Source organism: Serratia sp. A07, assembly GCF_058725505.1.
This window is the reverse complement of the sequence record NZ_JBZXDO010000021.1, coordinates 79,647-92,105: the sequence shown is the minus strand read 5'-3', so window position 1 is coordinate 92,105 and position 12,459 is coordinate 79,647. Positions and strand designations below refer to the sequence as shown.

Below are 12,459 nucleotides of genomic sequence, written 5' to 3'. Positions count from 1 at the left end.
CCGTTGCCGTGGGAGTGGTACAACGACAGGGACGTGCGCACTATCGTTGAGCTTGGCCGCGTAGTTGGCTTTGATCCTAAGCGTGATATGCCGTTTGACGGCGAGCGCCACAACGCCTTAGCCGATGCTATCCACCAGGCGAAGTATGTTTCCGCAATTTATCAGCGCCTATTCTCAGCAGCAGAATAACCCACCAGCATTCCCGAGGTAACTATGCAAGATATCAACCTGATCCCTGAAAAGGAGGTCATGGCGAAGCTTGGCATTTCGTCACGATCGACCATGTACACCTACCAGAACAAACACTGTTTCCCTAAGCCGGTTCGCACTCACCCAAAAGCATATTTAGAGAGTGCGGTTAATCAGTGGATACTCAACGGCGGAATCAACCAGAAAGCTGCTTCTTAACATGCCAGAAAAGCTTATCGGCATGTATCTCATACCCTTCCTTTTGCCCTTCTATCCAATCGTGCTTGTTGTAGACGGCCATCACCCCACCCAGCTCATGCCCCAGCATTCTTTCAGTAATGTGTGGGGCTACTCCCTCCTCTGATAGGCGTGTCACCAACGTCCGCCGGAAATCGTGCGCACGCCAATACCCAATATCCAAACCTTCCCGAATGCGTTTTATGTAACGATTGGCCGCAGAGATCGTTAGAGGTTCCGTGATCAGATTCCCAGGGAAAAGAACCTTGTCATACGTCAGCATTGCCTTTTCCAGCAACGGCTCAATTTGCTTGAAGATCGGACGCCGGATTTCCTTTCCTGTTTTGCTGTGCTCTTTTGGTACAGTCCAGAGCATTTCCCTTAGATCAAACTCATGACGCTCAGATAACCTCAACTCGGACAACCGCGCTCCCCAGAGCATGAGCATTTGGTGCAAAAGCTTATTTGAAGTTGACGCCCTGCTGCGCTCTATTGCGATCCAAATTTCTGCCAGCTCAAAGTAAGTAAGAATTCTATCCCCGGTTTCAGAACGGCTCCCTACGTCACGAGGCTCAACCTTCATTACTGAGCAATCGGGTATAAAATGCCGACGGATACACCACCCCATCGCTGATCGCAACTGGACAAGTAGTTGACGCGCCCGCCTGCTGTTTTCCCTTTCCTCGTGAGTAAACAAATCAACCCATTGCTTAACGGTAATCTCTGCTACTGGACGCCCTTCAAAAGCATCACTTAAACGTTTAATGACAGTCGATTTATACAGCTCTCTACTGTTCTCACGAAGCGAGACATCAACGTAGCTTTCCTTCCAATAATTCAAACAGTCCTTCACTGTTGCCCTGTTGCCGATATCTCCGCTTTTATCAAAATACTGGCGCGGGTCTATCCCTCGGTCATAGAGGGTGCGCAGCTCTGATGTGATTGCACGAGCCTCTTTCAAAGCGACGGCAGGATACCTGCCAATCCCTAATCGTTGGGCTTTGCCATGCCACCGGTATCGAAACTGAAAGTTGATCACCCCTTTGGGCGAAATGCGGGCGCTAAGCCCATCGGTATCGGACACTTCAGGACTTCCCGAATATGGTTTACCATGTAGTGAGCGCAGTTTTGTATCGCTGAGAGCCATAATAATTTTTTGTACGCAGTTGATTTAAGGTTATGTACCAAACCTGTACACAATAGCACATGGACGAAGGCAAACAAGTGAATACAATCTTATGCAAGAATGGACAAACAAGGCAGTTAAAGCGCTAAAAAATACTTTTTAATCGGTACGTTAAACAACATACGCGGACAAACCCCGACAGTGAAAGACAACGATAGACAGAATACTTTCTACATTCACGATTACGAAACCTTCGGCAAAAGCCCGTCGCTGGATCGCCCGGCGCAGTTCGCCGGCGTGCGCACCGATATGGATTTCAACATTATCGAAGAGCCGCTGGTCATCTACTGCGCCCCGGCCGACGACTACCTGCCGGAACCCGAGGCGGTGATGATCACCGGCATCACGCCGCAGGTGGCGCGCGCCAAAGGCGTTAACGAGGCCGAGTTCACCCGCCAAATCCATCAGGCCTTCAGCGTGGCCGGCACCTGCATTCTCGGTTACAACAACATCCGCTTCGATGACGAAGTGAGCCGCAATATCTTCTATCGCAATTTCTACGATCCCTATGCCTACAGTTGGCAAAACGGCAACTCGCGCTGGGATCTGCTGGATGTGATGCGCGCCTGCTATGCCCTGCGCCCCGACGGCATCGTCTGGCCGGAAAACGAAGACGGCTTCCCCAGCTTCCGCCTCGAACACCTGACGCGCGCCAACGGCGTCGAGCACACGCAGGCTCACGACGCGATGTCGGACGTTTACGCCACCATCGCCATGGCCAAACTGGTCAAGCAGGCGCAGCCCCGGCTGTTCGATTTCCTGCTGCAGCACCGCAACAAGCACAAGCTGAACGCCCTGATCGACGTCGCCGAAATGACGCCGCTGGTGCATGTCTCCGGCATGTTCGGCGCAGCACGCGGCAACACCAGCTGGGTGTCGCCGTTGGCCTGGCACCCGGACAACAAGAACGCGGTGATCATGTGCGATCTCGCCGGCGATATGACGCCGCTGCTGACGCTGAGCGCCGAGCAGCTGCGTGAACGCCTGTATACCCGCCGCGACGACCTGGCGCCGGATCAGGCGCCGGTGCCGATCAAGCTGGTGCACATCAACAAATGCCCGGTGCTGGCGCCGGCCAAAACCCTGCTGCCGGAGAACGCCGAGCGGCTGAGCATCGATCGCCAGGCCTGCCTGCAGAACCTGCAGCTGCTGAAACAGCACCCGGAAGTGCGCGAGAAAGTGGTGGCGCTGTTCGCCGAAGCCGAGCCGTTCAAAGGCTCCGACGACGTCGACGCCCGGTTGTACGACGGTTTCTTCAGCGACGCCGACAAGGCGGCAATGAGGATTATTCAGCAGACCAAGCCGCAAAACCTGCCGGCGTTGGATCTGGCCTTCAGCGACGGCCGCATGAAAGAGCTGCTGTTCCGCTTCCGCGCGCGCAACTACCCGAATACTCTGGACGATGCCGAGCAGCGCCGCTGGCTGCAGCACCGCCAGGAAGCGTTGAGCGCGGAGCGCGTGCAGAGTTACCTGCTGCAGCTCGAATCGCTGTATAACCTGCACGAAGGCGACAAAGAGAAAACCGCCCTGCTGAAAGCGCTGTTCGATTACGGCAAAGAATTGGTGGGGTAAAACCCGCTGCAAGCAGAAAAGGAAAAGGCCGCGAATGCGGCCTTTTTGATGGCAGAGGAGACGGCTCGCGCTTAGGCGGCGTCTTCGCTCGCTTGCGGCACCGGCAAACGGAAGCTGCGGGTGACGAAGGCCAGGTAGATCAGGCCGATAGCCGCCCAGACCAGGCCCAGCGTCATCGAGCTGGCTTCCAGGTTGACCCACAGCGCGCCGACGGTCAGTGCGCCCATCACCGGCAGGATCAGGTAGTTGAACGTGTCCTTCACGGTGCGGTTCATCTTGTCGCGGATATAGAACTGCGAGATCACCGACAGGTTGACGAAGGTGAAGGCCACCAGCGCACCGAAGTTGATCAGCGCGGTCGCGGTCACCAGGTCAAACGATACCGCGGACAGCGCGATGGCGCCCACCAGCAGCACGTTCAGCGCCGGGGTACGCCACTTCGGATGCACATAGCCGAAGAAGCGAGTCGGGAACACGCCGTCGCGGCCCATCACGTACATCAGACGCGAAACGCCCGCATGTGCCGCCATGCCAGACGCCAATACCGTCACGCAGGAGAACACCAGGATCACCGACTGGAAGAACTTGCCCGCCACGTACAGCATGATTTCAGGCTGCGACGCGTCAGGATCCTTGAAGCGCGAGATGTCCGGGAAGTACAGCTGCACGAAGTAAGACACCACGATAAAGATGATGCCGCCGATCAGCGCCGTCAGGAAGATGGCTTTCGGGATCACTTTCTCTGCGTCTTTGGTCTCTTCAGACAGCGAGCTGATGCCGTCGAAGCCCAGGAACGAGAAGCACAGGATGGTCGCGCCGGTAATCATCGGCACCACGTGGGCGTTATCGGACCAGAACGGACGGCTGCTGACCAGCGTACCGGCGCCTTCGCCGTGGTAAATGCCGTTGATCACCAGGCCGAGGAACACGATCATGATCGCCACCTGCACCACCACGATGATGGAGTTCAGGTTAGCCACCAGCTTGATGCCGCGCAGGTTGAAAATCGTCATCAAGCCGACCAGCACCGCCACGAAGATCCAGGACGGGACGCCCGGGAAAATCGCTTCCAGGTAAATCTTGGCCAGCAAGATGTTGATCATCGGCATGAACAGGTAGTCCAGCAGCGATGACCAGCCCACCATAAAGCCGACGTGCGGGCTGATGGCTTTCTGGGCGTAAGTGTAGGCAGAACCGGCGGAAGGGAACTTCTTCACCAGCTTGCCGTAGCTCAGGGCGGTAAACAGGATCGCCAGCAGAGCGAAGGCGTACGCAGTCGCGACGTGACCATCGGTCAGGCCGGATACGATGCCGAAGGTATCGAAGATGGTCATTGGCTGCAGATAAGCCAGGCCCATCATCACTACCGGAACCAAAGTCAGGGTTTTGCGCAGCTGGGTGCGCTGAGCCGGAGCGGCGTTGAGGGTATTATCGGACATTGTTCAGCCCCCCCTTACCTTGAGCCTTGCGGATGGCGGACACGCCAAGACTTAAGGTTGCGGGGAAACTTCGCAACGAGCGACTTAATTCTAAAAGAAGGGGATTGTAAGCTGGATAACGGGTCGAGGAAACCTCGGCTGCTCCATAGTCGCTGCGGCCACAGCGGAAACCGGCGGGCACCGGTGCTAAAGTGAAAAATTGCCCCATCTTTCTAATCCTCATGAGTCACGACCATAAAGTTTTGTTTGATCGTGCACGAAACTATTTATCTATCCGGATCGGTGTCCGGCCTCGCTTGGTGTATGAAACGCTACGTTGGTAAAACTTAATGCAAAAAAAATAACCGACGCGTTAAAACGTCGGCTATCTGCATTTGAGATATTTTGCACCAGAATGCCTCCGGATGACAAGATCCGGAAGCCCTCAAATACAAATTCTTTTTGTCGATCGAACGGAAAACCAGCCCGGCAGGCGAATTAATCCGCTACCGGCAGGCCGGTCGCCCGCACATACCTCTTACTTTATACGCCCATTCAGGCATTTTTCAACATCCAGTCGATCTCGGTTTCCGTCACCCGCCGTTCAAACTGCAGCAGTTCGTCCGTCTTGCAGGCGTGATAAACCTGGGTAAAACGCTCGCCCAGATAATGGGTCAGCGCGTGCTGGTGTTCGAACTCGTACAATGCGTCGCTCTGGCGGATCGGCAACGGCAGCCCCTCCTGCTCCAGGCCGTTGCCGGTCACCGGCTCTGGCAGCGGCAGCGCGTTGTCCAGCCCGTACAGCATGCCGGCCAGGATCGCCGCCATCACCAGATAGGGATTGGCGTCGGCACCGGCCACGCGGTACTCCACCCGGTGGTTCTCCGGTTCGCCGCAGGGAATGCGCAGCGCCACGGTGCGGTTGTTGTGGCCCCAGGCGGCCTGGATCGGCACATACATCCCCGGCTGGAAGCGCCGGTAGGCGTTGACGTTCGGCGCCAGCAGCGCCATCGATGCCGGCATCAGGGTGATCATCCCGGCCAGCGCCTGTTTCAATAGCGGTGAATCCTCGCCTTCCGCGTCGGCGAACAGGTTGTTGCCCGCCCCGTCCTGCATGCTGACATGCACGTGCATGCCGCTGCCGGCGTAATCCTCATAGGGTTTGGCCATAAAGGTGGCGTGCATGTCGTGGTTCTCGGCCACCAGCCGCACCAGCCGCTTCAGCGCCAGCGCGTGGTCGCAGGCCAGCAAGATATCGTCGGTATGACGCAGGTTGACCTCGAACTGCCCCGGCGACGCCTCCGCCACCGCGCCGTCCGCCGGCAGCCCCTGCAGTTTCGCCAGCGCGTCGATGTCGTTCAGCACCTCGGCGAAATGGTTCAGGTTATCGACGGAATACACCTGGCTTTGGGTGTTGCGCTCCTGGGTGCCGGGCGCACACGGCGGCTGCAGATCGCCCTCCGCGTCGCGCTGCCGATCGATGAGATAAAACTCCAGCTCTACCGCTGCCACCGGGAACAAGCCGCGCTGTCGCAGCGCCTGCCACACGCGGTTCAGCACATTGCGGGGTTCAACGTCAAAGGGAGTGCCATCTTCATCCAGCATGGTCAGCAGCACCTGGCCGATATGCTCCGGATCGGCGGCCGACGGCGTCAGCGAGCCGGGCACCGGCAGGCATACGCGGTCCGGTTCGCCGAGCTCCTGCCCAAGACCGGTTTCCTCCACCACGTTGCCGAGAATGTCCATGGCGAACACCGACGCGGGGAAATAGCTGCCTTTTTCCAGTTTTTTCAACCCTGAGACGGGTATGCGTTTGCCGCGGAAGGAACCATTGAGATCGGTGAGAAGGATATCGACATACTGCGTGGCGGGATGGCGTTCCAAATAATGAGCAACCTCATTTTGGAACGCGCTACTTCGCCTCTCTTCATGATGCTGTGCAAAATGTTCAACTGCTGCGCTATTGGTTTGCATACGTCACCCGCCATTATGCTCTTAAGGCGCGTTGGCGCCCGTCCGCCGTTCGATTCAACACATGATTGGATTTCTCGCCAGGCCGCGCCGCTGCTGGGCGCTCAAAATAACATCCACAATATGAAACATAGCCTTAACAGAATAGGTTTGCAAATGTTACAATCCTGTTTGATTATTCGCCACCGGCTGCTAAATTGATAAAATATTGACCGAAAAGGCCTTGCCGTTCTTTTTACGTCAATTATTTCGTCCAACGCACCGAGAGTGAACATGGGCAATATATTTTCCAAACCTGCCCTAACTACCGATATCATGCAGCATCGTTATCGCCCAGACAGGCGCCCGATAGCGATATTCATGTCTGCCTGTCGCCCCTACCAGAAGGAAGTACCGCTATGAGCGAAGCCAGCTTGGCACCGGGCAAACGCCTGTCGCAGATCCGTCAGCAATTGGGTTTGTCGCAGCGCCGGGTCGCCGAACTGTCCGGGTTAACCCACAGTGCGATCAGCACCATCGAACAGGACAAGGTCAGCCCGGCCATCAGCACGCTGCAAAAGCTGCTGAAGGTGTATGGCCTGTCGCTGTCCGAATTCTTTGCCGAACCGGAAGCCGCCGACGAACCCGCGTGGTGATCGACGCCGAGGACCTGATTGAGATCGGCAGCCAGGGGGTGTCGATGAAGCTGGTGCACAACGGCAGCCCGACGCGCAACCTGGCGATGATGCTGGAAACCTACCAGCCCGGCACCACCACCGGCGAAAAGATCAAACACCAGGGCGAAGAGATCGGCACCCTGCTGGAAGGCGAGATCGTGCTGACCATCAACGGCCAGAGCTACTGCCTGACCGCCGGTCAGAGCTACGCCATTAATACCGGCATCCCGCACAGCTTCAGCAATACGTCGGCGCGCATCTGCCGCATCGTCAGCGCACACACCCCCACCACCTTCTGACCGCTTCTCGCACCGGCGCAGCCTGACGCGGGTTGCGCCCCTGCCCGCCAACGCGTTTTTCACCGCCGTTATGCCATTTTGTTGGTTGCCAACGGCGCAATCTGTGTTACAACAGAGCAGAACAGCCATCTAAACATCTAAACGGCCTTATTGCTCTATGCCAACCGCAACGCCTTCACGCCTCGAGATGCGCAATATCTCGATCGCCTTCGCCGGCTTCAACGCGCTGCAGGACGTGGACTTCACGCTGCAGGGCGGTTCAATCCACGCGCTGGTCGGCGCCAACGGCGCGGGCAAGTCGACGCTGATGGCGATCCTCTCCGGCGCCCACGATCATTATCGCGGCGAGATCCTGATCGACGGCCAGGCGGTGGCGATCCACTCCCCGCTGCAGGCGCGCCGCCACGGTATTCACGTGGTGCAGCAAGAGGTCGACGTCGCGCTGATCCCCACGCTGTCGGTGGCGGAAAACATCATGCTGGACTGGCTGAACGAGCCGGGCCACTGGCTGAACTGGGCGGAGCTGCACCGCCGCGCCGCGCAGTTGCTGCAGCAATGGGCGCTGCCGCTCAACCCGCGCAGGCGGCTGGCGGACTGCACGCTGGCGGAAAAACAGCAGGTGTTGCTGGCGCGCGCGCTGTCGCACCGCTGCCGTTTTCTGGTGCTCGACGAACCGACCGCGCCGCTCGATCGCGCCGAGAGCGAGCGCCTGTTTAACGTGGTGCGCCGCCTGCAATCCGAAGGCATCGGCATCGTGTTTATTTCCCACCGCATCCACGAACTGAGCGACATTTGCGATCGGCTGACGGTGCTGCGCGACGGCCGGCGCGTCAGTGAAGACCCCATGCGCGGGCTGAGCGGCGAGCAGATCGTCGAGAAGATGCTCGGCCATCGGCTGGACGACATTTTCCCGCCGCCGCGCCCACCGCACGCCGAGCGCACGCTGCTTCAGGTGCAAGGCTTGCGCGATCGCCACAAGCTGCGCGACGTTTCGCTGCGGCTGCATGAGGGCGAAATTCTCGGCATCGCCGGGCTGGCCGGAGCCGGCAAAACCGAGCTGTGCAAAGCGCTGTTCGGCGCCAGCGCCGTGCAGCTCGAGCGCGGCGAACTGCGCGGGCAACCCTGGGCGCCACGCGCGCCGCACCTCTCGGTCGAACAAGGATTGGCGCTGGTGCCGGAAGAGCGCCGCAAAGAAGGCATCTTCATCGATGAGGCGATCCCGATGAACCTGAGCGTCAGCGCCGACGACAGCTTCTCGCGCTGGAGCCTGTTCAGCCGGCGGCAAGAGCTGCGCTGGGCGCGCGAGATCATGCAGCGCCTGAACATTCGCGCCTCGGGCCCGCAACAGCGGCTGGCGCGCCTGTCCGGCGGCAATCAACAAAAAGTGGCGATCGGCAAATGGCTGCGCGGCGACGCCGAGGTGCTGATCTTCGATGAACCGACCAAGGGCGTGGACATCAAGGCCAAGCAGGAGCTGTTTGGCCTGATCGACGGCCTGGCGCGCGCCGGCAAAGGCGTGATTTACGCCTCCGGCGAGTTCGCCGAGCTGGTTGGCCTGTGCGATCGCATCTGCGTGCTGTGGGACGGCCGCATCGTGGCGGAGTTGAACGCCGCCGACATCGACGAAGAAACCTTATTGCTCTATTCCACCGGAGGAACCCCTGCGTGAGTAAAGAATTAGCCCTGCGGCCTGCGCTGCCCTGGCGCCAACAGCTGTACGATTTCCTCTACAAATGGGGCATGTTGCTGACCGTGGCGGCGCTGATCGCCCTGTTCGGCCTGGCGTCGGACAACTTTCTCGATGCCAACAACATCATCAATATCCTGCGCTCGATCGCCATCGTGACGGTGATCGCCATCGGCGTCTCTATCTCGCTGTCGGTCGGCGGTTTCGATCTGTCGGTCGGCTCAACCGCCTCGTTGGCCAACGCGCTGGTGATTTCGTTTTTCGTCTGGCACGGGTTCGGCACCACCGGCGCCATCGTGGTAACGCTGCTGCTGTGCACGCTGGTCGGCCTGTTCAACGCCCTGCTGATCGTGGTGTTCAGAATTCCCGATATGCTGGCGACGCTGGCCAGCCTGTTCGTGATCCAGGGCGTGGCGATGACCTACAGCTACGGCGGATCCATCACCCAAAACATGGTGCTGCCGAATGGCGACATGGCGGAAGGCCTGATCCCGGAGGTGTTTTCCGCCCTCGGCCAGGTGCCGGTGATCGTGCTGATCATGCTGGCGGTCACCGTCGCGGTGCAGCTGTTCCTGTCATTGACCAAGCATGGCCGCCGCATGTATGCCATCGGCGGCAACCCCGAAGCGGCACGTCTGTCAGGCATCCGCACCGTGCGTTACAGGGTTGCCGCTTACGTTATTTCCTCTTGGCTGGCGGCGCTTGGCGGCATTTTGCTGGCGTCACGTATCGGCTCTTCGCAGGTCAACGCCGGCGGCGGTTATCTGATGGACGCGGTGGCGGCGGCCTATATCGGCTTCTCGCTGGCCGGGGGCGGTAAACCCAATGCGCTCGGCACCCTGATCGGCGCGGTGATCCTCGGCGTGCTGCAAAACGGCCTGGTGATGCTGTCGGTGCCCTACTACGCCATGGACATTATCAAAGGCCTGGTGCTGGCGCTGGCGCTGGCCATCACCTACATCCAGAAACGCTGATCCTCCCCGGCGCACGCCCGCTGCGCCGCTTTTCCCTTTAATTCATCCGGTTACCCTTTCCCGTCAGCAGAACAAGCATACAAATGATATGAATTATCATTAGCGTTTACATTCAGTAAAAAATCCTTACAATACCCTCACGCAACGCTGACGAAGCGAAGTATTTCTCAGCGCACGATGAATAATTTCATTAGAAATTCAATTGGTTAATTACTTTCACTTCAACCCAGGAAAGGTTTACCTCATGGAAACGCCACGTTACAGCAAGCTCGCCGCTCTGGTCGTCGCCTCACTCAGCGCCACCGCCGCGCTGGCCGCGCCGCAGAACGACACCCAGGACACCATGGTCGTCACCGCCTCCGGCTTCCAGCAATAAATTCAGGACTCCGCCGCTTCCATCTCGGTGATCCCGCGCCAGCAGATCGAAGACAAGGCCTATCGCGACGTGACCGACGCGCTGAAAGACGTGCCGGGCGTGGTCGTCACCGGCGGCGCCAGCAGCAGTGACATCAGCATCCGCGGCATGTCTTCCAAGTACACGCTGATCCTGGTGGACGGCAAGCGCGTTGACACCCGCAGCACCCGCCCGAACAGCGACAACGCCGGCATCGAACAGGGCTGGCTGCCGCCGCTGGAAGCCATCGAGCGCATCGAAGTGGTGCGCGGGCCGATGTCTTCGCTGTACGGTTCCGACGCCATGGGCGGTGTGATCAACGTCATCACTCGCAAAACCTCACGCACCGAGTGGAAAGGCTCGCTGCACGGTGACGCCACTATTCAGGAAAACCGCAATTCCGGCGATCTGTTCCAGACCAACGCCTACGCCTCCGGCCCGCTGGTTGAAGGCCTGCTCGGCCTGCGGGTCAACGGCCTGCTGTCGCGCCGCGCGGAAGATAAAATCGTCAACGGTTACAACGAACAGCGCATGCGCAGCGGCACCGCGGTGTTCACCCTGACGCCGGACGAGAAAAACGAATTCGACTTCGAAATCGGCCGCTCGCTGCAGGATCGCAACAGCACGCCGGGTAAATCGGTGGTGGCGGAGCGCTGCAGCAAAGGCAAGTGCACCCCAACCGAGGTCAGCGAAAGCCTATACACCCGCACCAACTACGCGCTGACCCACAACGGCTATTACGACTTCGGCAACTCCACCAGCTACGTGCAGCGCGAAGAAACCGGTAACCCGGGCCGTAACATGAAGGCCTACAACACCATCTTCAACACCCAGAACCAGTTCGAGCTGGGTTCCCACATGCTGAACCTCGGCGGCCAATACCGCTATGAAAAACTGGGCGACGGCGGCAACCAGCTTGAATCGGCTCAAGGTCTCAGCAAGCTGACGCGCTGGAGCTGGGCATTGTTCGCTGAAGACGAATGGGCGCTGACCAACGACTTCAGCCTGACCAGCGGCATCCGTATGGACCGTGATGAAAACTTCGGCAGCCACTGGACCCCGCGCATGTACGGTGTCTGGCACCTGACCGAACAGTGGACGCTGAAAGGCGGCGTCTCCGCCGGTTATAAATCGCCGGATCTGCGCCAATCCTCCCCTAACTGGGGGCAGGTCACCGGCGGCGGCGTGCGTAAAGGCATCATCGTCGGCAACCCGGATCTGCAGCCTGAGAAGAGCCTGAGCGAAGAAATCGGCCTGATGTGGGATAGCCTGAAAGGCGTTAACGCCGGCGTGACGGTCTTCAACACCGACTTTAAAGACAAAATCACCGAAGTGCGCCGCTGCGAAGACACGCCGGACTGCAAGATCGGCAACGATGTCTATGACTTTATCAGCGATCGCGTCAACGTCGACAAAGCCAATATGCGCGGCGTAGAGGCCACCTTCGGCTGGCAGATCAACAAAGACTGGAAGTGGAACACCAACTACACCTACACCTCTTCCGAGCAGAAGAGCGGCGAGTTCCAGGGCAAGGCGCTCAACCAAATGCCGAAGCACATGCTGAATACCGTTCTGGACTGGCGTGCCACGCAGGACCTCAGCCTGTGGTCGCGCGTTAACTTCCGCAGCAAAACCTCACAGTATCTGAGCCGCACCTCGATGGCGACCAGCACGCCGTCCTACACCTTCGTCGATGCGGGCCTGAGCTACCAGGCGGCGAAAAACCTGCAGCTGACCGGCGGGGTTTACAACATCCTCGACAAAACCGTGGATTACGATCACTTCCGCACCACGCTGGACGGCCGCCGTTACACCGTCGGCATGACCTACAACTTCTGATGCCCCCGGGCGCGCGCTGCGCGCCCTTTTCATTCCA

The 12,459-nt window shown here is 58.8% G+C and carries 9 protein-coding genes and 2 pseudogenes; 8 read left to right on the top strand and 3 right to left on the bottom strand.

Going from position 1 to position 12,459, the window contains the following annotated elements:
• Window positions 1-189, top strand: a 189-nt coding sequence (locus AC4PR2_RS19145) for a 3'-5' exonuclease (protein ID WP_492175371.1), incomplete at its 5' end; no start/stop codon positions are given.
• A gap of 24 nt (window positions 190-213) precedes the next feature.
• Window positions 214-408: a helix-turn-helix transcriptional regulator gene (locus tag AC4PR2_RS19140; RefSeq protein ID WP_072008405.1), complete on the top strand. Its 195-nt coding sequence runs from the start codon at window positions 214-216 to the stop codon at window positions 406-408.
• Here the strand turns inward: AC4PR2_RS19140 and AC4PR2_RS19135 are convergent.
• Window positions 386-1,573: a tyrosine-type recombinase/integrase gene (locus AC4PR2_RS19135; RefSeq protein ID WP_492175370.1), complete on the bottom strand. Its 1,188-nt coding sequence runs from the start codon at window positions 1,571-1,573 to the stop codon at window positions 386-388. The genes AC4PR2_RS19140 and AC4PR2_RS19135 overlap by 23 nt on opposite strands.
• A 180-nt stretch (window positions 1,574-1,753) precedes the next feature.
• On the opposite strand from AC4PR2_RS19135, the gene sbcB reads away from it, so the two are divergent.
• Window positions 1,754-3,184, top strand: coding sequence for an exodeoxyribonuclease I (gene sbcB, locus AC4PR2_RS19130; protein WP_149506019.1), 1,431 nt, complete (start codon window positions 1,754-1,756; stop codon window positions 3,182-3,184).
• A gap of 71 nt (window positions 3,185-3,255) precedes the next feature.
• Here sbcB and AC4PR2_RS19125 read toward each other — a convergent pair whose 3' ends face one another.
• Window positions 3,256-4,623 (bottom strand): APC family permease, encoded by a 1,368-nt coding sequence (locus AC4PR2_RS19125; RefSeq protein ID WP_038877871.1) that lies wholly within the window; start codon window positions 4,621-4,623, stop codon window positions 3,256-3,258.
• A gap of 534 nt (window positions 4,624-5,157) precedes the next feature.
• Window positions 5,158-6,576: a glutamine synthetase family protein gene (locus AC4PR2_RS19120; protein ID WP_060420247.1), complete on the bottom strand. Its 1,419-nt coding sequence runs from the start codon at window positions 6,574-6,576 to the stop codon at window positions 5,158-5,160.
• Between AC4PR2_RS19120 and AC4PR2_RS19115 the strand changes: the two genes are divergently transcribed.
• The 5 genes and pseudogenes from AC4PR2_RS19115 (at window position 6,490) to AC4PR2_RS19095 (ending at window position 12,422) form a co-directional block, all read left to right on the top strand.
• Window positions 6,490-6,774 (top strand): hypothetical protein, encoded by a 285-nt coding sequence (locus AC4PR2_RS19115; RefSeq protein WP_162215439.1) that lies wholly within the window; start codon window positions 6,490-6,492, stop codon window positions 6,772-6,774. The two genes, AC4PR2_RS19120 and AC4PR2_RS19115, sit on opposite strands and share 87 nt — an antisense overlap.
• Window positions 6,775-6,971: 197 nt before the next feature.
• A pseudogene (puuR, locus tag AC4PR2_RS19110) lies at window positions 6,972-7,528 on the top strand (HTH-type transcriptional regulator PuuR).
• A 157-nt stretch (window positions 7,529-7,685) separates the two neighbouring features.
• Entirely contained in the window at window positions 7,686-9,197 is a 1,512-nt protein-coding gene (locus AC4PR2_RS19105; protein ID WP_084827390.1) for a sugar ABC transporter ATP-binding protein, read from the top strand.
• A complete protein-coding gene (locus AC4PR2_RS19100) occupies window positions 9,194-10,189 on the top strand; it encodes an ABC transporter permease (RefSeq protein ID WP_492175369.1) in 996 nt (331 codons plus the stop codon). The genes AC4PR2_RS19105 and AC4PR2_RS19100 overlap by 4 nt, the downstream gene beginning before the upstream one ends.
• Window positions 10,190-10,433: 244 nt before the next feature.
• Window positions 10,434-12,422, top strand: a pseudogene (locus tag AC4PR2_RS19095) (ligand-gated channel protein).
• Window positions 12,423-12,459: the final 37 nt, after the last annotated feature.

Bases quoted from the DNA above. Each gene is read 5' to 3' on its own strand.
- AC4PR2_RS19120 (WP_060420247.1), bottom strand. From the start codon at position 6,576: ATGCAAACCAATAGCGCAGCAGTTGAACATTTTGCACAGCATCATGAA.
- AC4PR2_RS19105 (WP_084827390.1), top strand. From the start codon at position 7,686: ATGCCAACCGCAACGCCTTCACGCCTCGAGATGCGCAATATCTCGATC.
- AC4PR2_RS19140 (WP_072008405.1), top strand. From the start codon at position 214: ATGCAAGATATCAACCTGATCCCTGAAAAGGAGGTCATGGCGAAGCTT.
- AC4PR2_RS19125 (WP_038877871.1), bottom strand. From the start codon at position 4,623: ATGTCCGATAATACCCTCAACGCCGCTCCGGCTCAGCGCACCCAGCTG.
- AC4PR2_RS19115 (WP_162215439.1), top strand. From the start codon at position 6,490: ATGAGCAACCTCATTTTGGAACGCGCTACTTCGCCTCTCTTCATGATG.
- AC4PR2_RS19135 (WP_492175370.1), bottom strand. From the start codon at position 1,573: ATGGCTCTCAGCGATACAAAACTGCGCTCACTACATGGTAAACCATAT.